This is a genomic window from Kitasatospora sp. NPDC097605, assembly GCF_040302725.1.
In the GTDB taxonomy this organism is placed as follows: domain Bacteria; phylum Actinomycetota; class Actinomycetes; order Streptomycetales; family Streptomycetaceae; genus Kitasatospora.
Genome location: NZ_JBEOSF010000022.1, coordinates 75,982 through 101,272, shown reverse-complemented (window position 1 = coordinate 101,272; position 25,291 = coordinate 75,982). Strand labels below are relative to the sequence as shown.

Below are 25,291 nucleotides of genomic sequence, written 5' to 3'. Positions count from 1 at the left end.
ATGGGAGAGCGCCGGGGACGGGGCGCCGTGCACAGCTACGCCCGACGACGCCTCGGGCAGCCGACGGCTCAGGCAGCCGACGGCTCAGGCGGCCGATGCGTCAGGCGGCCGACGCGTCAGATGGTCGACGCGTCGATGACGAAGCGGTAGCGCACGTCGCTCCGCAGGACGCGCTCGTACGCCTCGTTGATCCGGTCGGCCCGGATCAGCTCGATCTCCGCGCCGATCCCGTGCTGCGCGCAGAAGTCCAGCATCTCCTGGGTCTCCGGTAGCCCGCCGATCATCGAGCCGGCGAGCGAGCGCCGCCCGGTGAGCAGCGCGTGCGCGTGCAGGCCCACGGGCTTCTCCGGCGCGCCGAGCTGGACCAGCGTTCCGTCGGTCCGCAGCAGCCCGATGTAGGAGCTGAGGTCCAGGTCGGCCGAGACGGTGTTGACGACCAGGTCGAAGCGGCCCGCCAGCTCCGTGAACGTCGCCGGGTCGGAGGTGGCCCGGTAGTCGTGGGCGCCGAGCCGCAGCCCGTCCTCGCGCTTGCGCAACGACTGGCTGAGCACGGTGACCTCGGCTCCCTTCGCCCGGGCGATCCGCACCCCCAGGTGGCCCAGCCCGCCGAGGCCGACGATGGCGACCTTCCGGCCCGGCCCGGCACCCCAGTGGGTGAGCGGGGAGTAGAGCGTGATGCCCGCGCAGAGCAGCGGCGCGGCGACGTCCAGCGCCAGCGGGTCGGGGATGCGCAGGGCGTACTGCTCGTCGATCACCAGCTGCCTGGCGTACCCGCCGTACGTCGGCGCGCCGTCGCGCCCGAGGGCGTTGTAGGTGAAGACGACGCCGCCCTCGCCCGTGCAGTACTGCTGCAGCCCGGCGCGGCAGTTGTCGCACTCCCGGCAGGAGTCGACGAAGCAGCCGACGCCGACCCGGTCGCCGACCGACCAGCGGGAGACCGCGGAGCCGACCTCCGCGACCACCCCGGCGATCTCGTGGCCCGGGACCATCGGGAAGATGCCCGGTCCCCACTCCTCGCCGACCTGGTGGATGTCGGAGTGACAGATGCCCGCGTAGTGGACGTCGATGAGGATGTCGTGGGCGCCGAGTGCCCGGCGCGGCACGGTGGTCCGCACCAGCGACGCCTTGGGGGCCGGAGCGGCGTAGACCGCGATCCGGCCGGCCCCATCCGCGGCGCCCGCCGGCCGGGCATCCGTCAGCCGGGCATCCGTCGGCCGGGCATCCGCCCGAGCGGCACCGGCGGTGGTGTCGGCCTCGGTGTCGGTGATCGTCGTGTTCGTCATGCCTCAAGGCTCGGCGCGCCGTCCGGGGCCGGCCAGGCCAGTGGTCGTCGTACGATCCCCGTTCCTACGACGGGCAGTGTCACCCTCGGCGCTCCCGTGACCCGGGGCGCGGGCCCATACTGCTGGCATGGACCAGCGCACCGAGCTCAGCGAATTCCTGCGGTCCCGCCGGGCGCGGCTGCGGCCCGCCGACGTCGGCCTGCCCGACTACGGGGGCCGGCGGCGGGTGCCCGGTCTGCGCCGCGAGGAGCTGGCCCAGCTGGCCGGGGTGAGCACGGCGTACTACGTGCGGCTGGAGCAGGGGCACGGGGAGAACGTCTCGACGGCCGTCCTCGACGCGATCGCCCGCGCCCTGCGCCTGGACGCCGCCGAGCGCGACCACCTGCGCCGGATCACCCAGCCGGCCCGCCGATCCCCGGGGCGGTCCCGCTCGGCGCGTCCGCAGCGGGTGCGGCCCGAGCTGCAGCAGCTGCTGGACGCGATGGACGGCGTCCCAGCGTACGTCCTCGGCCGGCGGCTCGACGTGATCGCCTGGAACCGCCTCGGCAACGCCCTGGTCGGCGATGTCGCCGCGCTGCCGCCGGAGCAGCGGAACCTGGCCTGGCTGGTCTTCCTCGACCGGGCCTCCCGGGAGCTGTACCTGGACTGGGAGAGCAAGGCGAACGACCTGGTGGGGATGCTCCGGCTCGACGCGGGGCGCGACCCGGACGACCCCCGGCTCGCCTCGCTGATCGGCGAGCTGTCCGTCAAGAGCGAGGACTTCCGCCGGCTCTGGGCCGCGCACGACGTCCGGGACAAGGGCCACGGCGTCAAGGAACTGCACCACCCGGTGGTCGGCCGGCTGACCCTCCGCTACGAGACGTTCCGCCTGGCCGGCGACCCGGACCAGGTGCTGGTCGCCTACCACGCCGCCCCGGGCTCCCCGTCGGCCGAGTCGCTGCGCCTGCTGGCCAGCTGGAGCGCGACCGGCCCCGGACCGGTCCATGAAGCACAACCGGCACCCACGGCGGCACCGGAGCCGGCACCGGAGCCGGAACCGGAACCCGGACCCGGTCCGTCGACGGGCCGGTAGTCCTCTTCACCCGGCCTGACCTGGTCCGATGGTCCCGGGTCCACCGGGACCGCCGACCCTGTCCGGACCCCGTGCGCGGCCGTTTACTGGACCTGCCGCCGGTCCTGGCCACCCCCTGCCCGGAACCGGGCCGGAACCCGTCCGAACGGTGAACAGCCGTCGTCCGGGAGGTGACTGACGGATGATTAGGCTGCGGTTCATGGACATGGACAGCACCAGCAGCACCGCCGAGTACGACCGGTTGATCGCGCGTCACCACGCCATGCGCCTGCGCCGGCAGATCCTGGCGCCGGCGCCGTCCTTCGCCGCAGCGCCCGCCGGCCCGGTCGGCGCACCCGGCGGCGACCGCTCGGCGCACGGCGGACACGGCGGCCACGGTGCGCACATCGGACCGGGCGCGGCCGGCATGAGCGGTGCGAGCGGTGCGAGCGGTCCGAACGAGACCTACCACCGGGACCACGACGCCGCCGCCGATCAGCGGCTGATCCTCGGCGGCCTCGGCCTGGTCACCCCGTTCGCCGACCTGATCGACCACCTGTACACGTTCATGTTCCGCCGCCGCCCCTTCCTGCGCGCGCTGTTCCCGGAGTCCATGGAGTTCCAGCAGATCCACCTGGAGCGGATGTTCGAGTACCTGGTCGAGCACCTGCACCAGCCCGACCGGCTCGCCGCCACGCTCGCCCAGCTCGGCCGCGACCACCGCAAGCTCGGCGTCCGCCCGGTCCACTACGAGGCCTTCGAGGAAGCGCTCCGCGAGGCGATCCGGCTCCGGGCCGGCGCGGGCTGGAGCGCCGAGCTGGACGCCGCCTGGACGCGGATGCTGCGCTTCGCCGTCCGGTCGATGGTCGCGGGCGCCGAGTCGGCGCTCACCGAACCCCCGTACTGGCACGCCACCGTCGTCGGCCACGAGCGCCGCCGCGCCGACCTCGCCGTGGTCCGGGTGCGCACCGGCGAGCCCTATCCGTACCGGGCCGGGCAGTACGGGACGGTCGAGCACCCGCTGCTCCCGCACACCTGGCGGCAGTACTCGATGGGCTGCGCGCCGCGCGCCGACAACGAGCTGGAGTTCCACGTCCGCCGTACCGGGCCGGGCGGGGTGAGCGAGGCGCTGGTCGAGCACACCGCCGTCGGCGACCGGCTGCGGCTCGGCCCGCCGCGCGGCACGCTGATGCCGGACGACGACACCCGGGACCTCCTGCTGGTGGCCGGAGGCACCGGGCTGGCGCCGATGAAGGCGATCGTCGAGGAGCTGGTGGAGCACCGCCCGCGCGGGCGCCGGGTCCACCTGTTCGTCGGGGCGCGGGCGAGGGCCGACCTCTACGACTGGCCGGCCCTCGCCGAACTCGGCGGCCGCAAGCCCTGGCTGGAGCTGATCCCGGTCGCCGACGACGTCGCCGACGGCCCCGCGGGCCCGGGCGGCCGGCTGGCCGAGGCGGTCAGCCGGGCCGGCGACTGGTCCCAGCACCTGGCCTGCGTCAGCGGCCCGGCGGGACTGGTCGACGAGGTCCGCGCCCGGCTGACCGCCTCCGGCCTGCCGGCCACCCGGATCCACCACGACCCGGTGCTCAGCCGCCTCTGAGACCGGACCCGCCGCCCCGGCCCGTGCCGCCGCCGCCCCGGCCGGCACCCGCCGAAGCCCGGGCCCGGCCGGCAACGGCACCCGCGGCCGCCCCCGCTACCGGTAGCAGTACGAGTCCGAGGAGGCGTCCCCGCCCGCCAGGTGCGTCTGGTGCACCCGCAGTCCCTGGAAGTCCTCCCCGTGCGGGAAGAACCGCGGGTCCACGGTGAGCCCGCCCGCCTCCGGGTCGGCGTCGAGCTTGACGATCCACGGCTCGATGCCGCCCGGGTAGAACTGGTCGTCCCACGCCCCGTACAGCGAGTTGGTGAGGTAGACCCGCCGCCCGTCCCGGCTGATCTCGACCATCTGCGGCGCGCCGCTCAGCGGCCGGTCCGGCTCGGCCGGGTGCGGCGTGCGGGCGGCCACCCCGCCGAGCCGCACCGACGCGGTGAGGCGGGGGTGGAACGGGTCCGCCACGTCGTACTGCAGCAGCTCGCCGGTGCCCCAGGCGGAGACGTACAGCCAGCGGTCGTCGACCGACAGGTTGATGTCGGTGACCAGCGGCGGCACGGCGCCGAAGGGCTGCAGCACGGGCGGCAGGTCCTCGGCCTTCGCCGGCTCGGCGGGGATCTCGATCACCTTGCGCGCGGTGAACGCCTCGCCGTCCCGGTACCAGAGCCAGACCGAGGCCGAGAGGTCCTCCACATTGGTGACCACCCCGGCGAACCCCCACTCGGCCTGCGGATCGTGGGCCGGGCGCAGCTCCAGCACCATCTGGTACTGGTCGCCCAGGTCGATCCGCTGCAGGTGCCGCCCCGAGTCCAGCTCCCAGAAGTGCAGCGCGTGCCCGTACTTGCGGCCGAGCAGCAGCTCCGGCACCACGCCGTCCTCGACCATCCACGGCGTGCCCCACTCACTGGTCACGCCCACATTGGTGCCCAGGTGCCACCACACGTCGTAGGCGAAGTTCTGCGGGCCGCGCTCGGTCTCCCAGGGGCGCAGCACGTCGAAGGTGGTGTGGTCGAGCAGGGCGACCCCGCCGGGTCCGTCGCCGCCGGCCGCCGCGCCCAGGCAGGACAGGAACACGCCGTCCGGCCCGCAGTGCAGGGTGTGCGGGCGCGAGTACCCGGCCCTGGCCGCCAGTTCCTCCGCCGCCACCGTCTTCACCAGTCTCGGGCGGACCGGGTCGGGGTGGGTGTCCAGGACGTGCAGCCGCGAGGAGCGCAGGCCCGGCAGCAGCAGATAGCGCCGCTCGGCGTCGTGGTGGCCGGCGTGCGCGAGCGCGCTGGAGCAGGCGTTCCAGCCGAAGTGGTGCAGCTCGTCGCCCACCCCGGGCATGTCGGTGAGGTTGAGCACGCGCCCGTAGCTCGCCGACGCCGGGTCGGTGTCGACGGTGATCAGCGCGTCCGGCCGCTGCGCCGACCGGTCGAAGCCCGCCACATAGGCGAGCTTCTCCGGCGGAGCGGCGATCGCCTCGGCGGGCGTGCGGTACAGGGAGGGATCGCTGTGGCCGGGCTGCCGGTCGTGCTGCGGGCCGTGTCCATGCGGCATGCTGGCTCCTCAACTCGCCTGTTCGGCAAGGGAAGTGACAGGGGCCCGGGTAGCCTTCCACAGACTCGCGGGCGCACAGCAGGCGCACGGGGAGCGGGCGGGGGGCCGGGGGCGGCGCGCACCCCGGCCCCCCGCGGGGCGTCGGCCGGCTCAGTGCACGGCGAGCGGGAAGTAGGCCCCGAGCCAGCGGTCGAGTTCGGCGAAGACCTGGGTGCGGGCGGTCTCGCCGGACAGCACGAGGTCGTGCATGCCGCCCTTGATCCGGACGATCGTCACATGGCGGCCCAGGTGGGGGCCGGCGGCCGCGATGTCGTCGGCGCGCAGGACGGCGTCCGCGTGGTGCAGGGCGGCGTGCCAGCGGGTGGTGGAGATGGAGGCGGTGGAGGCCATCAGCAGCACCGGCACGTCGATCCCCAGTCCGCGCCGCAGCTCCCGGTGGCCGCGCTGGACGGCGGCCAGCCAGCCGGCGAACAACGGCACGCCCTCGGCCGGCTTGAGCTTCAGGTCGAAGTCCCACTCGCCGCGGAAGTCGCGGTGCAGGCTGTGCACGTAGTGCGGGTTGAGGGCGGAGGGCAGCACCCGGGTGGGTGCGAAGCGGCCGATCGCGTCCAGCGCGGGGGCGCCGAGGGTGCGGACGGCGGCGGCGGCCGGCATGGAGAGGAACGGGCTGTTGAGGAACAGGCCGTCGACCAGGCCCCGCCCGCTGCGGCGCCCGGCCCACAGGGCGGCGATCAGCCCGCCGGTGGAGTGGCCGTTGACCAGCAGCCGGGTGTGGCCGTCCTGCTCCCGGATGATCCGCACCGCCCGGTCCAGCTCCTCGTCGTACGTCGCGAGGTCGCGGACGAAGTTCGGCGAGTGGTGCGGGCGCAGCGAGCGGCCGTACTTGCGCAGGTCGAGCGCGTAGAAGGAGAAGCCGGCGGCGGCGTAGTGGTCGGCGAGGTGGGTCTGGAACCAGTAGTCGTTGTAGCCGTGGATGTACAGCACGGCCCGGTCCGAGCCGGGGACCAGCCGGCGGACCAGGGTGGCCGAGACCTCGCCCTCCTCGTCCGGCCGCAGCGGCAGTTCGGCCGCCTCGTAGGGGGCACCCAGGATGTCTTCGCGGAACTCCATGGCCGCACGCACCCGCTCTCTGCTCGGAATCTCGGGGAACCCCGACGATACCGGCCGGTAGCCTCCGGGGTGACGGCGACTCGGGCCGGGCGCCTATGCTGCGCACATGCCCGAGATGCCCGACCCGCCCCACTCGCCGCCGGACGCGAGCGCCACGCCGCGGCCCCCGGCCGACGAACCCGTGCCGGTGGCGCGGCGCACCGACCTCGGGCAGGCGAAGCTGCTCCCCGACGTCGACCACGACGGCGGGTGGCTGCTGACCCTCGACGACACCCCGCAGTCCTACGTCGACCTCGGCGACCCGACCCATCTGGAGTTCGAGTACACCCAGCGCCTGGGCCACCTCGTCGACGCGCTCGCCGAGCCCGGCCGCCCGCTGCACGCCCTGCACCTGGGCGGCGGCGCGCTGACCGTGCCCCGCTACCTGGCCGCCACCCGCCCCGGCTCGCGCCAGCGCGTGGTGGAGGTGGACGGCCCGCTGCTCGCCCTGGTCGAGCAGCACCTGCCGTGGCGCGGCCCCGGCGTCGACATCACCGCCGAGGTCGAGGACGCCCGCACCGCCCTCGCGGCGACCGCGCAGGCCGCGCCCGGCTCGCTGGACCTCGTCGTCGCGGACGTCTTCCACGGCTCGCGCACCCCCGGGCACCTCACCTCGGTGGAGTTCCTGCGGCTGGCGGCGGCCGCACTGCGCCCGGGCGGCTGCTACGCGGCGAACCTCGCCGACGGCCCGCCGCTCGCCTTCGCCCGCGCCCAGGCGGCGACGCTGCGCGCGGTCTTCCCGCAGGTCTGCCTGATCGCCGAGCCGCCGGTGCTGCGCGGGCGCCGCTACGGCAACATCCTGCTGGTCGGCTCGGCCGGGCCGCTGCCGGTCGAGGACCTCGCCCGCCGGCTGGCCGGGGACATCTTCCCGGCCCGGCTGACCGAGGGCGAGGACCTCGCCGCCTTCGTGGCCCGCACGGCGCCGGTCACCGACGCCACCGCCACCGACTCCCCGCCGCCCCCGGACGGCGCGTTCAGCGTCGGCTGAGCGCGTGAAGCGACTGTCGGCGCGCCGACACCGCCCGCACCCCGGCTCGCGCGCCCGGCGGTGTCAGAATCGGCGGGTCCGCGCGGGAACACCCGCCACCGCCGAGGGAGCGAGCGAGAGATGAGCAGCGTGGAGCGGCCGGAGCTGGCGGCGGTGCCCGAGACGGCGCTGTGGACGCTCTGGCACCGGGCCGTCGAGGCCCGCCGACCGGATGCCGTGCTCCACGACCCCAAGGCCGTCGAGCTGGTCGAGCGGATCGACCACCCCTTCGCGGAGCGGTTCGGCACGAGTGGGTTTCAGTCCCAGCTCCAGGCGCTGCGGGTGGCCTGCTTCGACCGTGAGGTGGCGGACTTCCTGGCCCGCGAGCCGCGCGGCACGGTGGTCTGCCTGGGGGAGGGCCTGGAGACGCAGTACTGGCGGGTCGACAACGGCCGCGCCCGCTGGCTCTCCGTCGACCTCCCCGGGACGGTGGCCCTGCGCGAGCGCCTGCTGCCGCCCGGCCCGCGCCAGCGCTATCTGGCCGCCGACGCCACCGACCTGACGTGGACCGGCGAGGTGGACCGCGACCGTGCGGTCCTGGTCACCGCGCAGGGCCTGTGCATGTACCTTCCCCCGGTCCGGGTGAAGGCCCTGATCGCAGGCTGCGCGGACCGGTTCCCCGGGGGGTCCATGGTCCTGGACGCCGTACCGCGCTGGTTCGCCCGGCTCGCCGCGAGCGGGAGGATGAGCACCACCGCCTACCAGGTGCCCCCCATGCCCTGGGCGATGGACGCCGGCGAGCGTGACAAGCTCCGCACCGCGAGCCCGGCGGTGGCGGCCGTCCGCGACGTCCGTCCGACGGGTGGACGCGGTTTCCTCGGCGCGTTCCTGCCGCTCGCCCTGACCGTCCCGTGGCTGGCCGCCCGCCGCCCCTCGGTCACGGTCCTGAACTTCGCCGAAGGTCCCGAACCGGCCTGGACCAGCAGCCGTGCTGTCGAGTGATCACGGACTGCAAGGTCCTCTCGGTCGTCATCGACTGCGAGCGGGCCGGGCGGACGCGGTGCACGGGCGTCCCGCGCGATCGCCGTCCGCGGTGGCGGCCTGAGCGGCACCCTGCTGGTCGGCCGGGGGCGCGTTCACCGTCGCCGCCCCTGCGACGGCCGCCGGACGGGGCGCCGGGCGCGGGATCCGGAACCGGGCGTACCGGGCCGTCGGTCAGAACTGTTAGCGTAAGGAGTTCACCCCCTCGCTGCCCATGGCCGTACCGGCATCATGACGGTGCCGGGATCGGTCGACCGACCCGACCGCTTGGAGAGAGCATGACTCAGCGTCAGGACATCGTCGCCGTTCGCCCGATCACCGAGGCCGATGTCCCCACCGCGGTCGACACCCTCACCCGGGCCTTCGCGGACTATCCCTTCACCCGGTACGTGCTCGCCGCCGACGGCCATGAGGAGCGGATCCGGCGCTTCCAGGAGCTGTGCCTGACCCGCATAGGCATGGTGTACGGACGCACATGGGTTGCCGACGGGGGTCGCGCCGTCGCCGCCTGGACCACCCCCGAGCAGGACCCCTCGCCCGCCTTCGCCGAGCTCGGCCCACTGTTCGGCGAACTGGCAGGGGACCGCGCGGCCGCCTTCGGGGCCGCGGAGCAGGCCGTCGAGCCACACCGGCCGCAGGAGCCGGTGTGGTTCCTCAACACGGTCGGCGTCGCCCCCGAAGCCCAGGGGCGGGGCCTCGGCGCCGCGGTGCTGGCCCCCGGCATCGAGGCGGCCGCCCGCGCGGGGTACCCGGCCTTCCTGGAGACCTCCGCCGAGTCCAACGTCGCCTTCTACCGGCGCCTCGGCTTCGAGGTCACCGCCGAGGTCCCGCTCGACGGCGGCCCCTACACCTGGTGCATGCGCCGGGACCCCCGCTGAGCGCGGGCCGCGAAGCCCGCTGATCCGCTCGACGGCGGCGCGGACGGTGCTGGTCCGGTGGGCGGTCGGGCGGGCGACGGGCGGCCACTATGCTCTCCCGGTGAGCGCTGGAACCGTGAAGAGTCTGAGCCGGGGGTTGGACGTGCTGCTCGAGGTCGCCGTCCTCGATGAGGCGGCGACCTCGACGGAGATCGCCGAGCGGCTCGGACGGAACCGGGTGCAGGTGGCCCGGAGCCTGCACAGCCTGGAGGCCGCCGGCCTGCTGGCCCGCGACTCCCGGAGCCGCACGTACGGGCTCAGCTGGCGGCTGCGCACCGGGGCGACGCTCGCGGCACGATCGCGGCTGATGGTGGAGGGGCCGCGGATCCTGCGCGAGGTGGTGGAGGCGACGGGCGTCAGCGCCTTCCTCGCCGAGGTGCGCGGGGACGGAGCGGTGGCCATCCTGGAGGACGTACCCTCGGGGCTGTCCTGGGTCGGGCGTTCGTATCCGCTGTACTGCGACGACGCGGGCCAGGCGCTGCTCTGGGACTGCACCCGCGAGGAGCTGGAGACGGTGTTCGCGGGCACCGAGTTCATCGCCCACGGCCCGCAGGCACCCAGTGGGGTGGCCGAGTTCGAGGCGCGACTGCTCGAGGCGCGGCGGCGCGGCTACGCGGTCGTGGACGGCGAGTCGCAGCCCGGGGTGTTCGCGGTGGCCGCCCCGGTGAAGGACTTCTCCGGCCAGATCGTCTGCGCCCTGCACACCCAGGGGCCGTCCGACCGCCTCGCGCCGCTGGCCGGGCACCACGGCGGGATCATCAAGGGGTCGGCCGACCGGCTGTCCGCTCTGCTCGGCTGGAAGCCCTGACCTCCAAGGCCTGAGCGGCACTTCGGACCGAGTCCGCGATCTCCGCCGAGCGCCCGTCCAGCCGGAACCGGGGCACGGCGATGCTGAGCGCCGCGACGACGGCACCGGAGCCGTCCCGGACGGGGGCCGAGAAGTCGACCACGTCGTGCTCGAACTCCCGGTCGGCGATGACCACGCCGGCGGCCAGGTCGGCGGCGTTGCGGGCCGCGAGTGCCGGCACGTCGCGAACGGCCAGCGGGCCGCCGCCGACGAACTCGACCCCGCCCAGCAGTTCGGCGAGTTCCTGTTCCGAGTGGTCGAGCAGGAGCGCCCGCCCGGGCCCGGTGCACCAGACCGGCGTCACCGCGCCCGGTGTCGCGGCCACCGAGGACGACCAGTGGCTGGGCTGCGCTTCGACGGTGAGCGCCACCTCCCGTGAGCGCACCGAGAGCCAGGCCGGCTCGTGCCAGCGTGACACCAGCCCGCGCAGTAGCGGGCGCGCCGCCCTCAGCAGCCCGGCGTCACCCGCGGCTGCGGCGAGCGCGAAGTAGTGCGGGCCGACGCGCCAGCCGCGTCCCTGCCCGTCCCGCTCGACCAGGCCGAGCGAACCGAGGTCCTTGAGCATGCGGGAGATCTGCGCCTGGTCGAGGCCGAGCTGTTCGGCGAGCTGGGCGTTGCCGGGGTAGCCGGTCGCGCCCACCTCGGCGGCCAGCACCGCGTCGAGCAGATCCAGGCCCCTGTCGAAGGTCGAGGTCATGGTGCACAGCTTAGCGCGATCAATTTGCGCATGAACTGTTGACGATTATGAACGCGTCTGGCCATCATGGCGGGCACACCCTCCCTGGGCGTCATCCCGACCCGGCCGGTCCCGCACCCACCCACACCGGCCCTCGCACTCCACCGGCACCACACCCTCGCCCCAGGGACACCCTCACCCCCACCCCAAGGAACCGATATGACATCGGTCGACTCCACCGCGCCCGCTCACGGACTGCGGCGCCTCGATGTGCTGGCCATGCTGCTGTGCGCGATCGTGGGCCTCGACACACTCGGCTCGGTCGCCGCGAACGGCCCCGAGGGCCTGACCTGGATGGCCGTGCTCGGCCTCCTCTTCTTCGTGCCGTACGGCCTGATGATCGCGGAACTCGGCTCCGCCTTCCCCGCCGAGGGCGGGCCCTACGTTTGGACCAAACTGGCCTTCGGCCGCTTCGCCGCCGGCATCAACCAGGTCTTCTACTGGATCAACAACCCGATCTGGCTCGGCGGCTCTCTCTGCGTGGTGGCGATCACGACGTTCGAGACCTTCTTTCACCCCCTGCCCGGCGCCTGGAAGTACCTCGCCGGCGCGCTCTTCATCGGAGCGGCCGGACTCGCCGTCCACTCCTCGGTGGTGATCGGCCGCTGGGTGCCGATCGTCGGCGCCATCGCCCGGGTGGTCCTGCTCGGGTTCTTCGTCGTCTCGCTGGTCGTCTACGCCCTGCGCAACGGCCTCCAGCCGCTCTCGGTCGGCGACTACGCCCCCACGTACCTCGGACTGGTCGCCCTCACCCCGATCATCGTCTTCAACTACATGGGCTTCGAGATCCCGAGCACGGCAGCGGGAGCGATGGCCGACCCCCGGCGCGACGTGCCCGCCGCGCTGCTCCGCGGCGGCCTGGGCTCCGCCGTGCTGTACGGCGTACCGATCCTCGGCACCCTGCTCGTCCTGCCGCGCGACCGACTCGGCTCGCTGACCGGCTTCATCGACGCCTGCCGCGCGGTCTTCACCGTCTACGGCGGACACATCGCCGAGGACGGCACGATCGTGCTGACCGGAGCCGGTGCCCTGCTCGCCAAGGTCGCGGCGGCCGGCCTGATCATCGGCCTGCTCACCAGCGGGACGGCCTGGGCGATGGGCCTCAGCCGGGCGCAGGCGGTGGCCTGCGCCGACGGTGCCGGGCCGCGCTGGCTGGGCGTGACCGACGCCCGGAAAGGCACCCCCACCCGGGTCAACCTGGTCTCCACCGCCATCGCCCTCCTGGTGATGGTCGTCGCGCTCAGCCTCAGCGCCGGTGACGTCCAGGCGTACTTCACCGCCGGGATCAGCCTGGCGATCTCCGCCACCGCCATCTCCTACCTGCTCACCTTCTCCTCCTTCATCGCCCTGCGCCACAAGCTCCCGCACGTCGAACGGCCCTACCGGGTGCCGCTCGGCAGCTTCGGCGCATGGACGGCGACCGTGCTGACCGTCGGCACCATGGGCTTCACCGTGCTCGCCCTGATCTGGCCCGGCCTGGGCGTCGGCTGGTTCGGAACGGCGGGCGACCCGGCCGCCTACCTGCCCGCCGGCTTCGAGGGCCGGCGCGGCGCCTACACGGCCAGCCAACTCGTCCCGGTCGCCCTGATCCTCACGCTCGGCTGCGTCTTCTACGCCGTCGGCACCCGCCACCGCCGCGAACTCCCAGCCCCGTCCGCCGCCACCTCCGCCCCCGCACACCCCGACCGAGGAGTCACCGCCGATGTCCCGTCCTGAACCCGCCCGGACCACGGCCACCCGCACCGCCGCGCTACCGGACCGCGCCGACATCGTCGTCCTCGGAGGCGGCACGGCCGGCTGCGTCGTCGCCGGGCGCCTCGCCGAACGCCATCAGGTCCTGCTCCTGGAGGCCGGGCCCGACTACGGGTCCGACTTCGGCGCCTGGCCCGCCGACCTGCTGGACGCCACCACCCTGCCCGCCTCCCACGACTGGGGCTACCGGGGCGCCGGCCTGAACTTCGAGCGCTGCCGGGTCATCGGCGGCTGCTCCACCCACAACGGCTGCACGCAGAGCGCCGGCTGGGCGGGCGACTACGACGCCTGGGCCGCCGCCGGCCTGACCGGATGGGACTCCGTCTCCCTCGCCCCGCTGTTCGACCAGGCGGCCAGGACGCTGCGCTTCCGGACCTACCGCGAGGACGAGGTCCAGCCCTTCCAGCGGGCGTTCATCACCGCGGGCGCCGCACTCGGCCTCCCCGTCCGGCACGACTTCGACCACCTCGACGGAGGGCTCGGCGTCGGCTGCGCCCCGGTGAACATCACCCCCGGCGGAGTCCGCTTCAACACCGCCTTCGGCTACCTGGACCCGGTCCGCGACAACGGCAACCTGACCGTCGTCGGCGGCGTCAAGGTCGACCGCGTGATCCTCGACCGCGGCCGGGCGGCCGGGGTGGAGGTGCGAACCCAGGACGGCGCACGGCGCCGGATCGACGCCGGCCTGGTGGTGCTGAGCGCCGGCGCCTACGGCAGCCCCGAGGTACTGCTGCGCTCCGGAATCGGCCCGGCCGAGCACCTGACCGAGGTCGGTGTGCCCCCGCGGCACCACCTGCCCGGTGTCGGCGAGAACCTGCACGACCACCCCTCGGTCCACCTGGAGTTCGCCGCCACCGGGCAACTCGGCGCCGAACTGGCCGAGTTCGCCCGGACCAGGATGCTGCCGGACGAGCAGGCGATCGCCAAACTCCGCTCGCCGTACGCCGGTGACGCACCCTACGACCTGCACGTCTACCCGTGGATCGAACGCGATGACACGCTCCCGCACGGCTGGCGCTGCTTCCTCCCGGTCGGTCTGCTGAACCCCCGCTCCCGGGGCACCGTGCGGCTGCGCTCGGCCGATCCGCAGGCGCTGGCCGCCGTCGACCACGCGTACCTGAGCCACCCGGACGACCTCGCGGCGATCGCTCACGGCGTGCGCTGGGTCCAGGAGCTCGACCTCTCCCACTACCTGGGCACCCCGCTGCTCACCCCCGACGGGGACCTGTCCGCCTGGATCAAGGCCAACCACCAGCACTACTGGCACCCCGCCGGCAGCTGCCGGATGGGCCCGGACGGCGACCCGGGCGCGGTCGTCGACCCCACCGGCAAGGTGCACGGCCTAGAGGGCCTGTACCTCGCGGACGCCTCGATCTTCCCCGACGTCCCCCGTGCCACCCCCGCCCTGCCGACGACCGTCGTCGGCGAGCGGATCGCCGCCTTCCTCCAGGAGATCCTGTGACCACCACCGACACCACCCGCTCCTACACCGACATCACCGACCCGCGCACCGGCGAGGTCTACGACCGCGTGGCCGTCGCCACCGCTGAGGAGGTGGACACCGCCGTGCGCACCGCCGCCGACGCCTTCGACGGCTGGCGGCGCCTGACCCCGGCCCGACGGCAGGACGCCCTGCTCGCCCTCGCCGACGCGATCGGCGCACGGGCGGTGGAACTCGCCGGAGCCGAGTGCCGCAACACGGGCAAGGACTTCACCGAGGTGTTCGAGGACGAGATCACGACCGTGATCGACACCTTCCGGTTCATGGCCGGCGCCGCCCGCGGGGCCCACGGGCCCGTGGCGGGCGAATACGTCGAGGGATACAGCTCGTCGGTGCTGCGCGAGCCGGTCGGCGTCTGCGTGCTGATCGCGCCGTGGAACCACCCGCTGGGCTCGGCGGTGGACAAGCTCGCCCCGGCGCTGGCGACGGGGAACACCGTCGTCCTCAAGCCCGCCGAGACGACCCCGATGACGGCCCGCATCCTCGGCGAGATCTGCGCGGAGGTGCTGCCGCCGGGCGTCGTCACCGTGGTGTGCGGGGACCGCGACACGGGCCGGGCCCTGGTCGCCCACCCCGTCCCCGCCCTGGTCTCGCTCACCGGCAGCACCCGGGCCGGCCTGGAGGTCACGGCCGCCGCCGGCGTCAAGCGGCTCCACCTGGAACTGGGCGGTGACGCGCCCGCCGTCGTCCTGGCCGACGCCGACCTGGCGCGGGCGGCCGACGTCATCGCCGAGGCCGCGTTCTACAACGCCGGCCAGGACTGCACCGCCGCCTGCCGGGTGCTCGTCGCCGAGGAGGCGTACGACCGGATGGTCCTGCTGCTCGCCGACCGGGCGGCCAAGGCCGAGGTCGGCCCGCTCAGCAGCCGCGCCCACCTCGACCGCGTGAACGCCTACCTGACCGGCCTGCCCGCGCACGCCACGGTCGTCGCGGGCGGCGGCCCGGCGGACGGTCCGGGCTTCTTCTTCCGGCCCACCGTGGTGGCCGGGGTGCGGCAGGACGACGCGATCGTGCAGGAGGAGGTGTTCGGCCCGGTGCTCACCGTCCAGCCCTTCACGGACGAGGACGACGCCGTCCGGCTCGCCAACGACGTCCCGTACGGCCTGGCGGCCTCGGTGTGGACGCGGAACGGGGCGGCCGGCGCACGCCTGGCCGGCCGCATCGACGCGGGCACGGTCTGGCTCAACTGCCACGGCGTGTACGCCACGGAGATGCCGCACGGCGGCTTCAAGCAGTCCGGCCACGGCAAGGACCTGTCGACGTACGCGCTCGACGCCTACACCCGTGTCAAGCACGTGATGGTCGGCCTCGACTGACGTCGCCCCGCTCGCGCGCAGCGCGCTCGCCCGTTGACCGGGGCCCTGCACGCGGCGGCCGCGCAGGGCTCCCGCGATCGCGGGAGAGCCGCTCCGTCATCCCCTTGGATCAGGCCGAATGCCGGGAGACCATGCACCTCATGAAGAGCCCACTGCACCGGAAGTACCCGCACCATGAGTGGAACCCCGTCACCGAAGGGGAGTCGGGCGCCTTCGTTCACCGCCTCACCGGGCCGCGGTCCGAGCTCTACGCGAAGATCGCCCCGCGTGGCCCGGACAACTCGGCCTTCGATCTGGGGGGCGAGGCCGATCGGCTCGAATGGCTGGCCCGGCACGGAATCCCGGTCCCCCGTGTCGTCGAGCGCGGGGGCGACGACACCTCCGTGTGGATCGTCACCGAGGCCGTACCGGGCGTCCCGGCCGCGGAGGAGTGGCCCGAGCACCAACGGCTCGCCGTCGCGGAGGCGATGGCCCGGGTCGCCCGCGCCCTGCACGGCCTGCCCGTGGCGGACTGTCCCTTCGACCGTTCCCTCTCCGTGGCGGTGGACGAGGCCCGCCACAACCTGCGGGCAGGGCTGGTGGACCTCGATGACCTGGACGAGGCGCGCCGGGGCTGGTCCGGCGCACAGCTCCTGGCCGAACTCGACCGCACCCGGCCGGAGACGGAGGACACCGTCGTCTGCCACGGGGACCTCTGCCCGAACAACGTCCTGCTGGATCCCCGGACGTGCGAGGTCACCGGGGTCATCGACGTGGGCCGTCTCGGTCTCGCCGACCGCCACGCCGACCTCGCACTGGCAACCCGTGAGCTGGAGATCGAGGAGGACCCCTGGTTCGGTCCCGAGTACGCCCGGCGCTTCCTCGCGCGGTACGGCGGCGCCGGTGTGGACGAGGACAGGTTGGCCTTCTACCAGCTGCTCGACGAATTCTTCTAGCCCGGCGCGTCGGGCAGGCACATCGCCGGGGGCGAGGGCACCGCGAACACGGTCGCGGATGCCCTCGCCCGTCCGGGTACGGCTGCGCCGGGAGGCGCTCGGCGAGGCGTCGACCGCCCGCCGTTGAGACGGGAGCGCCGGCGTGGAACGATCAGGCCGGCAGCGGGTCGTGCTCGGCGGCCAGCGTGAGCGCGATATCGACGATCATGTCCTCCTGCCCGCCCACCAGGCGGCGGCGTCCGCACTCCATGAGGATGTCGCGGACATCGACGCCGTAGCGCGCGGCGGCGGCCTCCGCGTGGCGGAGGAAGGAGGAGTAGACGCCCGCGTACCCCAGGGTGAGGGTCTCCCGGTCGACGCGCACCGGGCGGTCCTGGAGCGGGCGGACGAGGTCGTCGGCGGCGTCCTGGAGGCGGAACAGGTCGCAGCGGTGATCGAAGTCCGAGAGGTCCGCGACCGCGATGAACGCCTCCAGCGGGCAGTTGCCCGCGCCCGCGCCGTGGCCGGCCAGCGAGGCGTCGACGCGGCGGACGCCGTTCTCGACCGCGACGACGGAGTTCGCGACCGAGAGCGAGAGGTTCTCGTGGGCGTGGATGCCGATCTCCGTCCCGGCGTCGAGGACATCGCGGTAGGCCCGGACCCGCTCGGCCACGTCCCGCATCGTCAGCCGGCCACCGGAGTCGGTGACGTAGACGCAGTGCGCGCCGTAGGACTCCATCAGCTTCGCCTGCCGGGCGAGTTCCTCGGGCGGCGCCATGTGGGAGAGCATCAGGAACCCGGACACGTCCATGCCGAGATCCCGCGCCGCGGCGATGTGCTGCGCGGAGATGTCGGCCTCGGTGCAGTGGGTGGCGACGCGCACGGAGCGGACTCCGAGTTCGTGGGCGCGCTTCAGCTCGTGGAGGGTGCCGACGCCCGGCAGCAGCAGCGTGGTGAGGCGGGCGTTCTCCAGTACCGAGGCCGCCGCCTCGATCCACTCCCAGTCGGTGTGCGACCCGGGGCCGTAGGTGAGAGACCCGCCGGCGAGGCCGTCGCCGTGCGCCACCTCGATCGCGTCGACGCCGGCCCGGTCGAGCGCGGTGACGATGCGCTTGACGTCCCGCGGCGTGATCCGGTGGCGGACGGCGTGCATGCCGTCCCGAAGGGTGACGTCCTGGACGAAGATCGGGGTTCCCATCACTGGTCCGCCTTCCCGGCCGCGATGCGCTCCGCGACCTGGATGGCGGCGGAGGTCATGATGTCGAGGTTGCCGGCGTAGGCCGGCAGGTAGTGTGCGGCGCCCTCGACCTCCAGGAAGACGGACACCTGGTGGGTGGGCCGGGGGGCGCCTGCGGCGAGGAGTGTCGCGACCGGCTGGTCCGCGGGGATCGCGGTGATCTGCACCTGTTGCTTGAGCCGGTAGCCGGGGACGTAGGCGGCGACGTCGGACACCATGTCCCCGACCGAGCGCCGGATCTCCTCGTGGGTGGCCGGGTCCGGGGCCGTGACGAGGCAGAGGACCGTGTCGCGCATCATCAGCGGCGGCTCGGCGGGGTTGAGGATGATGACCGCCTTGCCGCGGCGGGCCCCGCCGACCCGTTCGATGGCGGACGAGGTCGTCTCGGTGAACTCGTCGATGTTGGCGCGGGTGCCCGGGCCGGCCGACTTCGACGCGATCGACGCGACGATCTCCGCGTACTCCACCGGCACGACCCGGCTGATCGCGGCGACGATCGGGATGGTGGCCTGGCCGCCGCAGGTGACCATGTTGACGTTGGCGGCGTGGAGGTGCTGGTCGAGGTTGACGGCGGGGACGACGTAGGGCCCGACGGCCGCCGGGGTGAGGTCGATCAGCCGCTTCCCGAGTGGGGTCAGCTTGCCGGCGTTCGCCTCGTGCGCCTTCGCCGAGGTCGCGTCGAAGACGATCCGGATCTCGTCGAAGTCCGGCATCGCGATCAGCCCGTCGACGCCCTCGTGGGTGGTCCGGACTCCGAACCGCGCGGCACGGGCGAGGCCGTCGGAGGCGGGGTCGATACCGACCATGGCGCCCATGTCGAGGTGCGGCGCCCCTCTGAGTACTTTGATCATCAAGTCGGTGCCGATGTTGCCGGACCCGATGACCGCGACCTTCGTCCTGCTCATGCTGCCACTCCCTCGCTGAAGCCGACCGTCACGGCACCGAGGCCGGACAGGGTGGCGGTGACGGTGCTGCCGGGGAACACCGGCCGCATCGGACCGAGCGCGCCGGACAGCACGACCTGCCCCGCACGCAGGGGCTCGCCGAGGTCACGGGCCGTGCGGGCCAGCCACACGACGGCCTCGACCGGATCGCCGAGGCAGTCCGAGCCGGATCCGGTGGAGACCTCCTCGCCGTCGATGCTCATCGTCATGGTGACGTCCACCGGCTCGACCTGGCCGAGGGTGCGGGCCTGCGTCCCGAGCACGTAGGCGCCGGCGGACGCGTTGTCGGCCACCGTGTCGCCGAGGCTGATGTCCCACCACGCGATCCGGCTGTCACAGATCTCCAAGGCGGCCATGCCGTACTCGATCGCGTCCCGGACCTGCGCGGCGTCGAGCGGGCCGTCGGCCAGATCGGTACGGAGCAGGAACGCGATCTCCGCCTCGACCCGGGGCTGGAGGATCCGTCCGGCCGGGACCGCGTCGCCGTCCGCGTAGGCCATGTCGTCGAAGAGGACGCCGAAGTCGGGCTGGTCGACGCCGAGCTGTCGCTGCACCGCCGGCGAGGTCAGGCCGATCTTGCGGCCGGTGATCCGGGCGCCCGCGGCGAGGCGGCGCCGCGTCAGCGCGGCCTGCACGGCGTACGCGGCGGCCAGGTCGTCCCGGCCGATCAGGTCCCGCACCGGTGCGCAGGGCACACCGGAGGCGGACGCCCCGGCGAGCCGCGCGACCGCTGCGGCGATGTCGTCCTTGCTCGCGGTGGCGAGCCTGTTGTTATCGGTCACGGCCCCACTCTGCGGCCGGGGCTCGTGCCGAACCAGCACTTCGTCTCGCTCAGCGATACGCTGCGCCCATGGCGGACACCTCTGGTCTCGACACGGTGCTGGGCAAGGCGCTGACGATCCTGCGGGCGTTCCGGCCCGAGGACCAGGCCGTCTCCCTCGCCGAGCTGGTGCGGCGCACCGGCCTCCACAAGGCGACCACGCACCGACTGGCCGGAGCCCTGGTCGCCAACCGCCTGCTCGACCGGGTCGACGGCGGCTACCGCCCCAGCGGCGGCCTCTTCGAGCTCGGGATGCTCGCGTCGCCGGAGCGCAGCCTGCTCGAAATGGCGATGCCCTTCCTCCAGGACCTCTACGAACGCACCCACGAGACCGTCCACCTCGGTGTGCGCGAGGGCCACGATGTCGTCTACGTCGCCAAGATCGGCGGCCACCGGCAGGCCAAGGCCCCCTCGCGCATCGGCGGACGGATGCCGCTGCACTGCACCGCCATCGGCAAGGCGCTGCTCGCACACGCCGACGACACACTGCGGCGCGAGGTGCTCACCGGGCCGCTGGAGCGGCGCACACCCCACACCGTCGTGGCACCGGGCGCGCTGCGCCGCCAGCTGCGGCGGATCACCGAGACCGGCATCGCCTTCGAGCTCGAAGAGTCGGCGCCGGGGCTCCTGTGCGTCGCCGCGCCGGTACTGGGGTACGACGACGAGCCGCTCGCCGCGATCAGCGTGGCCGGGCCGGTGGGAAGGTTCCGGCCCGACCGGTACACGACGCCGGTACGGGCGGCGGCGGCCGGGCTCGCCAGCACACTGGCCCGGCGCGACTTCCCGCGCTGAGCGGGGCGCCTCAGAGCGCGCGGGTGATCGCCTCGGCCGTGACCGTGAGTGCGGCGGTGAGCGGCTTGAGCGTCCCGGGCGAGTAGCGGACGCCGGGCATCGAGACCGACAGGGCCGCGGTGGTCCCGCCGGCGCGGTCCTTCACCGCGCACCCCACCGCCACCACGCCGCGCTCGGTGCGCTCCAGATTGAGCGCGACCCCGCTGCGCCGTACCACCCGGAGCTCCCGGCGCAGGTGGGCCAGGTCCGGCATCTCCTCGCCCGGGTCGCGTGGGCCGTCGGCGTACAGGGCCTCGACCTCCTCGTCCGGGAGAGCGGCCAGCTCGATCAGGCCGCCGGTGGCCTGGTGGGCCGGGAAGACCATGCCCTCGCGGCTGCCCACCCGCAGGGCCCGGGCGCACTCCGTCGAGGCGATGAACCGGATGTTGCGCCCGGTGCGGACGCTGAGGTTCGCCGTCTCGTCGATCCGGTCGACCAGGGCGCGCATCGGTCCGAGGGCCGCCGCGCGCAGCGCGCCGAGGTCGGAGCGGGCGCGCTCGGCGAGGGCGAGGACGGGGCCCACCCGGTAGGTCCGGTCCTCGTTCCGCACCGCGAAGTCGCGGTAGACCAGCGCGGTCAGCAGGCGGTGGGCCGTGGAGCGGGCGACGCCCAGCCGTGCGGCCGCCTCCGACACGGTGACCGAACCGTCGAGCTGGAGGATCTGGGCGAGCCGCAGGGCGTGGTCGACGCTGTTCGGCGCGTAGGTGGGCGGGATCTTCATCGACTTCACCATGCCCAGATCGTCACACATGCTGTTCCGCGGTGCAGAATCCTCTGTTCTGCGATCGTCCTGGCGGCCGATAGTCGGGCCATGTCCGAAGTGAACGCCCTCACGCCCCCGCCCGGTCCCACCGCCGAGGACCGCCCTGACCAGCCTCCCGTCACCCCCGAACTCCTGAACCTCTACCGCGGTTTCGACGAGGCGCTGCTCGTCCCGCTGTGGACCGAGATCGGCGACCTGATGCCCCGGCACCCGCGCTCCCGTGCGCTGCCACACTGCTGGACGTGGCGCGAACTGTCCGAACTCGCCGCACGATCCGGGGAGTTGGTCCCGGTCGGCCGCGGCGGGGAGCGCCGCGCGATCGCCCTCGCCAACCCGGGCCTGGGCGGCCGGCCCTATGCGACCCCCACTCTGTGGGCCGCGATCCAGTACCTGATGCCGGGCGAGGACGCCCCCGAGCACCGGCACACCCAGAACGCGTTCCGTTTCGTCGTCGAGGGTGAGGGCGTGTGGACGGTGGTCGAGCGAGACCCCGTACCGATGGGCCGCGGCGACTTCCTGCCCCAGCCCGGTATGCACTGGCACGCCCACCACAACTCCGCGAACGCGCCGATGGCCTGGCTCGACGGGCTCGACATCCCCTTCCAGTACGGCGTCGAGGCACAGTTCTTCGACTTCGGCCGGGAAGTCCTCAGCGAGGAGGAGCACACCACCCCCGTCCGCTCCCGGTCGCAGCGCCTGTGGGGCTACCCCGGCCTGGTGCCGGTCTCCCGGTTCGGGCGGCGCGAGGGCACTCCGCTGCTGTGCTACCGGTGGGCCGACACCGACGCCGCGCTCACCGGCCAGCTGACGCTGGAGCGCGAGGGCCACCCGGGCACGGTCGAGCCCGGCCACGCCCTGGTCCGCTACACCAACCCGACCAGCGCCGACGACGTGCTCCCCACCATCCGGGCGCAGTTCCACCGGATCACGGCCGGCACGGAGACCGCACCGCACCGGGAGACCGGCTCCTCGGTCTACCAGGTCTTCGACGGCTCGGGACGGGTCACGGTCGGCGACCGCTCCTGGGCGGTGACCCGCGGCGACCTCTTCGTCGTCCCGTCCTGGCAGTCGCTGTCGATCCGTTCGGAAGCCTCGGCCTCGGACTCCGACTCGGGCGCGCTCGACCTGTTCCAGTTCAGCGACGCCCCGATCCTCACGAAGCTCAACCTGTTCCGCAGCCACACCGAGAGGGGCACCCGATGAAGCTCGCCACCATCCGCCTGGACGAGCGGCGCACCGCCGCCGTCCGCGTCGAGGGCGACCGGCTCGTGGAGGTCGGCCGGCCCGACGTCGGCGCGGTCCTGGCCGCCCCCGGCGGCCTCGCCGCCGCCGCGACGGCCGACGGCCCGCGGCACCCGCTCGCCGGGGCCGACCTCGCCCCGGTCGTCCCGCAGCCGGGCAAGGTCGTCTGCGTCGGACTGAACTACCGGAACCACATCAAGGAGATGGGCCGGGACCTGCCGGAACACCCCACCCTCTTCGCCAAGTACGCCGACACCCTCATCGGTGCCCACGACGCCATCCGGCGCCCGGCGGAGACCGGGCGGTTCGACTGGGAGGCCGAACTCGCCCTCGTCATCGGCCGGCAGGTGCGCCGGGCGGACGAGGCCGAGGCGGTCAGCGCGATCGCGGGATTCACCGTGCTCAACGACATCACCTGCCGTGACTGGCAGTTCCGGACCCGGGAATGGCTGCAGGGCAAGAACTGGGACTCCAGCACCCCTGTCGGCCCGTTCCTCGTCACCGCGGACGAGACCGGTCCGCGGCCGGCCCTCGACATCCGCTGCGAGGTCGACGGCCGGGTGGTGCAGTCCGACAACACCGGCGACCTGCTCTTCGACCCGGTCGACCTGGTCCGCTACGTCTCGACGATGGTGCGGCTCAACCCGGGCGACATCATCGCGACCGGCACCCCCGGCGGCGTCGGCCACGCCCGCGAGCCCCAGGTCTACCTGGAGGGCGGCGAACTGGTCGTCACCGAGATCGAGTCGATCGGCCGGCTGGAGAACCCCGTCGTCCCCGAGAGCGCCTGATGGAACACGACCGCGCCATCGCACTCGGCTGGGTCGGGACGGGGACGGCACTGTGCGCCTCGGCGATCGCCGGACTCTCCGAGGACGAGTACGCCGCCGCATCGGCCCTGCCGGGCTGGACCCGCAAACACCTCGTCGCGCACCTGGCGGCGAACGCCGAGGCGATCGGCAATCTCGTCCACTGGGCCCGCACCGGTGAGCGGACCCCGATGTACGCCGACCCGCGGGAACGCGCTGCCGGGATCGAGAGGGGAGCCGGACGGGGCGCGGACGAGCTGACCCGGTGGTTCACCGACTCGGCCGTGAACCTCGCCGCCGCGATGTCGGCTCTGCCCGAGGAGGCCTGGCGGACACCGGTGGTCACCGCGCAGGGCCGCACGGTGCCGGTGAGCGAGACCCCGTACCTGCGCGCCCGGGAGGTGATGGTGCACGCCGTGGACCTCGCCACCGGGGTCCGCTTCGCCGGCCTCCCCGACGGCTTCCTGCGGGCGCTGGAGGAGGACATCCGCGCCAAGCGGGGCGGCGACGCCGTACCCGAGCTCAGGGGACCGCAGGCCGAGGTGACCGCCTACCTGGCCGGACGCTCCGCGACCGGAGTGACCACCGCCGACGGCGGCCTCCCCCCGACCCTTCCTGCCTGGCTGTGACGACAAGGACCGAATCCATGGAACGATCCCCTTCCGCCCGCGCCGACGTGATCGTCGTCGGGGGCGGCATCGGCGGCCTCGCCGCGGCGCTCGCCCTGACCCGCCAGGACCTGCGGGTCCGGGTGTACGAGCAGGCCCCCGCCTTCGGCGAGGTCGGCGCGGGACTCCAGCTCGCGCCGAACTGCACCCGTATCCTCGACCGCTACGGCCTCCTGGCGGAGGCGGCGTCCCTGGGCGTGCTGCCCGGGAACATCATCATGAAGGACGCCGTGGACGCCGGTGAACTGACCCGCCTCGACCTGCGCGACCTGGAGCGCCGGTACGGCTACCCCTACCTGGTGATCCATCGCAGCGACCTGCACGGAATCCTGCTCCGCGCCTGTGAGCGGGCGGGGGTGGAGCTTGTCACCGACTCCCACTGCACGGCGTACGAGAACACCGGTGCCGGCGCCCGGGTCCGTTTCGCCGACGGCCGCGCCGACGAGGCGGAACTGGTGATCGCCGCGGACGGACTGCACTCGGTCGCCCGCGAGTTGCTGGTCCGGGACGAGCCGGTCAGTTCGGCCTACGTGGCCTACCGCGCCGCCGTACCGTTCGAGGAGGTCGCCACCCGTGACATCCACGACAAGGACGTCGTCGTGTACGTCGGGCCCCACTGCCACTTCGTGCAGTACCCGCTGCGGGGCGGCGCGATGTTCAACCAGGTCGCGGTGTTCGAATCACCGAAGGCGCTGGCGGGGGAGGAGGACTGGGGCACCCCGGACGAGTTGGACGCGGCGTTCGCCACGACCTGCGACCAGGTGCAGCAGGGACTGGCGCTGATGTGGCGCGACCGGTGGTGGCGGATGTACGACCGCGACCCGATCACGACCTGGGTGAGCGGCCGGATCGCCCTGCTCGGCGACGCGGCGCACCCGCCGCTGCAGTACATGGCGCAGGGCGCGATCATGGCGATCGAGGACGGCTGGGTCCTCGGAGAACACATCGCCGCCCAGCGCGCGCGACGAAGCGGAAACGGCTCGGGCGTCGACTGGGGCACGGTGCTCGCCGCCTACGAGGCGGTACGGCCCGAGCACTGCCGCAGGGTCGTCGACACGGCGCGGTCATGGGGCGAGCTGTGGCACCTCGACGGCGTTCGGAGGGTTCAGCGCAACGCTCTCCTGCGTGCCCGCGACACCTACGACTACTCGTTCGTCGACTGGATCTACGGTCCGACGGCGCTGAACCCGGAGGAGGAAGCGGAGATGTTCCGGCCGCTCCCCCTGGAGACAGCGCCGCTCTGAGGAGCCGTCGAACGGTGCAGCCGCGCGGGGTCCGGAGCGGACCTCGCGCGGCTGCACCACCGCGCCCTCGGGTGATCCGCTGTGCACCGAAGACAGTCGTGGGCGCCGGCCAACAGGCCGGCGCCCACG

At 73.7% G+C, this 25,291-nt stretch carries 23 protein-coding genes; 15 read left to right on the top strand and 8 right to left on the bottom strand.

All coding sequences use genetic code 11. From position 1 onward, the window contains the following. Window positions 1-116: 116 nt before the first annotated feature. A complete protein-coding gene (locus ABTX81_RS24350; protein WP_350549156.1) occupies window positions 117-1,283 on the bottom strand; it encodes an NAD(P)-dependent alcohol dehydrogenase in 1,167 nt (388 codons plus the stop codon). A gap of 127 nt (window positions 1,284-1,410) precedes the next feature. Between ABTX81_RS24350 and ABTX81_RS24345 the strand changes: the two genes are divergently transcribed. Next, the gene (locus ABTX81_RS24345; RefSeq protein WP_350549154.1) at window positions 1,411-2,355 is read left to right on the top strand and encodes a helix-turn-helix domain-containing protein; all 945 of its coding nucleotides are present in this window, start codon (window positions 1,411-1,413) and stop codon (window positions 2,353-2,355) included. Window positions 2,356-2,554: 199 nt separating this feature from the next. Then, window positions 2,555-3,934 carry a globin domain-containing protein gene (locus ABTX81_RS24340; RefSeq protein WP_350549152.1) on the top strand — a complete coding sequence of 460 codons (1,380 nt, stop codon included), beginning with the start codon at window positions 2,555-2,557 and terminating at the stop codon, window positions 3,932-3,934. Window positions 3,935-4,030: 96 nt separating this feature from the next. Here ABTX81_RS24340 and ABTX81_RS24335 read toward each other — a convergent pair whose 3' ends face one another. Together ABTX81_RS24335 and ABTX81_RS24330 are read right to left on the bottom strand one after the other, a co-directional pair. Continuing rightward, window positions 4,031-5,464, bottom strand: a complete 1,434-nt coding sequence (locus ABTX81_RS24335; RefSeq protein WP_350549150.1) for a selenium-binding protein SBP56-related protein — start codon at window positions 5,462-5,464, stop codon at window positions 4,031-4,033. Between the two features lie 150 nt (window positions 5,465-5,614). Beyond that, complete coding sequence (locus ABTX81_RS24330; protein WP_350549148.1) at window positions 5,615-6,574, bottom strand: alpha/beta hydrolase; 960 nt, start codon at window positions 6,572-6,574, stop codon at window positions 5,615-5,617. Window positions 6,575-6,689: 115 nt separating this feature from the next. On the opposite strand from ABTX81_RS24330, the gene ABTX81_RS24325 reads away from it, so the two are divergent. The 4 genes from ABTX81_RS24325 (at window position 6,690) to ABTX81_RS24310 (ending at window position 10,346) form a co-directional block, all read left to right on the top strand. After that, window positions 6,690-7,601: a spermidine synthase gene (locus tag ABTX81_RS24325; RefSeq protein ID WP_350549228.1), complete on the top strand. Its 912-nt coding sequence runs from the start codon at window positions 6,690-6,692 to the stop codon at window positions 7,599-7,601. A gap of 120 nt (window positions 7,602-7,721) precedes the next feature. Beyond that, window positions 7,722-8,582: a class I SAM-dependent methyltransferase gene (locus ABTX81_RS24320; RefSeq protein WP_350549146.1), complete on the top strand. Its 861-nt coding sequence runs from the start codon at window positions 7,722-7,724 to the stop codon at window positions 8,580-8,582. 317 nt (window positions 8,583-8,899) lie between these two features. Further along, entirely contained in the window at window positions 8,900-9,499 is a 600-nt protein-coding gene (locus tag ABTX81_RS24315) for a GNAT family N-acetyltransferase (protein WP_350549144.1), read from the top strand. A gap of 100 nt (window positions 9,500-9,599) precedes the next feature. Then, a complete protein-coding gene (locus ABTX81_RS24310; protein ID WP_350549142.1) occupies window positions 9,600-10,346 on the top strand; it encodes an IclR family transcriptional regulator in 747 nt (248 codons plus the stop codon). Here the strand turns inward: ABTX81_RS24310 and ABTX81_RS24305 are convergent. After that, a complete protein-coding gene (locus ABTX81_RS24305; RefSeq protein ID WP_350549140.1) occupies window positions 10,297-11,082 on the bottom strand; it encodes an IclR family transcriptional regulator in 786 nt (261 codons plus the stop codon). The two genes, ABTX81_RS24310 and ABTX81_RS24305, sit on opposite strands and share 50 nt — an antisense overlap. Window positions 11,083-11,280: 198 nt before the next feature. Between ABTX81_RS24305 and ABTX81_RS24300 the strand changes: the two genes are divergently transcribed. From ABTX81_RS24300 to ABTX81_RS24285, 4 genes are all read left to right on the top strand, one after another. Beyond that, window positions 11,281-12,837, top strand: a complete 1,557-nt coding sequence (locus ABTX81_RS24300; protein ID WP_350549138.1) for an APC family permease — start codon at window positions 11,281-11,283, stop codon at window positions 12,835-12,837. Next, the gene (locus tag ABTX81_RS24295; RefSeq protein ID WP_350549136.1) at window positions 12,824-14,335 is read left to right on the top strand and encodes a GMC family oxidoreductase; all 1,512 of its coding nucleotides are present in this window, start codon (window positions 12,824-12,826) and stop codon (window positions 14,333-14,335) included. Before ABTX81_RS24300 ends, ABTX81_RS24295 begins: the two co-directional genes overlap by 14 nt. Further along, window positions 14,332-15,690: an aldehyde dehydrogenase family protein gene (locus ABTX81_RS24290; RefSeq protein ID WP_350549134.1), complete on the top strand. Its 1,359-nt coding sequence runs from the start codon at window positions 14,332-14,334 to the stop codon at window positions 15,688-15,690. The genes ABTX81_RS24295 and ABTX81_RS24290 overlap by 4 nt, the downstream gene beginning before the upstream one ends. 140 nt (window positions 15,691-15,830) lie before the next feature. Beyond that, the gene (locus ABTX81_RS24285) at window positions 15,831-16,625 is read left to right on the top strand and encodes an APH(3')-V family aminoglycoside O-phosphotransferase (RefSeq protein ID WP_502892836.1); all 795 of its coding nucleotides are present in this window, start codon (window positions 15,831-15,833) and stop codon (window positions 16,623-16,625) included. Between the two features lie 151 nt (window positions 16,626-16,776). Here ABTX81_RS24285 and dmpG read toward each other — a convergent pair whose 3' ends face one another. The 3 genes from dmpG to ABTX81_RS24270 are packed head-to-tail and all read right to left on the bottom strand — an operon-like array spanning window position 16,777 to window position 19,567. Then, window positions 16,777-17,802: a 4-hydroxy-2-oxovalerate aldolase gene (dmpG, locus tag ABTX81_RS24280; protein ID WP_350549130.1), complete on the bottom strand. Its 1,026-nt coding sequence runs from the start codon at window positions 17,800-17,802 to the stop codon at window positions 16,777-16,779. Beyond that, window positions 17,802-18,746: an acetaldehyde dehydrogenase (acetylating) gene (locus tag ABTX81_RS24275; protein ID WP_350549128.1), complete on the bottom strand. Its 945-nt coding sequence runs from the start codon at window positions 18,744-18,746 to the stop codon at window positions 17,802-17,804. The genes dmpG and ABTX81_RS24275 overlap by 1 nt, the downstream gene beginning before the upstream one ends. Next, entirely contained in the window at window positions 18,743-19,567 is an 825-nt protein-coding gene (locus tag ABTX81_RS24270) for a 2-keto-4-pentenoate hydratase (protein ID WP_350549126.1), read from the bottom strand. The genes ABTX81_RS24275 and ABTX81_RS24270 overlap by 4 nt, the downstream gene beginning before the upstream one ends. A gap of 68 nt (window positions 19,568-19,635) precedes the next feature. Here ABTX81_RS24270 and ABTX81_RS24265 point away from each other — a divergent pair, with 68 nt between their 5' ends. Continuing rightward, the gene (locus tag ABTX81_RS24265) at window positions 19,636-20,397 is read left to right on the top strand and encodes an IclR family transcriptional regulator (RefSeq protein WP_350549125.1); all 762 of its coding nucleotides are present in this window, start codon (window positions 19,636-19,638) and stop codon (window positions 20,395-20,397) included. A gap of 10 nt (window positions 20,398-20,407) precedes the next feature. Here the strand turns inward: ABTX81_RS24265 and ABTX81_RS24260 are convergent, their stop codons facing one another. After that, window positions 20,408-21,187, bottom strand: coding sequence for an IclR family transcriptional regulator (locus ABTX81_RS24260; protein WP_350549123.1), 780 nt, complete (start codon window positions 21,185-21,187; stop codon window positions 20,408-20,410). Window positions 21,188-21,247: 60 nt separating this feature from the next. On the opposite strand from ABTX81_RS24260, the gene ABTX81_RS24255 reads away from it, so the two are divergent. Genes ABTX81_RS24255 through ABTX81_RS24240 form a run of 4 tightly spaced genes read left to right on the top strand, consistent with a single transcriptional unit; the run spans window position 21,248 to window position 25,162 of the window. Beyond that, a complete protein-coding gene (locus tag ABTX81_RS24255) occupies window positions 21,248-22,402 on the top strand; it encodes a cupin domain-containing protein (RefSeq protein WP_350549121.1) in 1,155 nt (384 codons plus the stop codon). Then, window positions 22,399-23,232, top strand: coding sequence for a fumarylacetoacetate hydrolase family protein (locus tag ABTX81_RS24250; protein WP_350549119.1), 834 nt, complete (start codon window positions 22,399-22,401; stop codon window positions 23,230-23,232). Before ABTX81_RS24255 ends, ABTX81_RS24250 begins: the two co-directional genes overlap by 4 nt. After that, complete coding sequence (locus ABTX81_RS24245) at window positions 23,232-23,879, top strand: maleylpyruvate isomerase family mycothiol-dependent enzyme (RefSeq protein WP_350549117.1); 648 nt, start codon at window positions 23,232-23,234, stop codon at window positions 23,877-23,879. The genes ABTX81_RS24250 and ABTX81_RS24245 overlap by 1 nt, the downstream gene beginning before the upstream one ends. A gap of 17 nt (window positions 23,880-23,896) precedes the next feature. Further along, window positions 23,897-25,162 (top strand): FAD-dependent monooxygenase, encoded by a 1,266-nt coding sequence (locus ABTX81_RS24240; RefSeq protein ID WP_350549115.1) that lies wholly within the window; start codon window positions 23,897-23,899, stop codon window positions 25,160-25,162. Window positions 25,163-25,291: the final 129 nt, after the last annotated feature.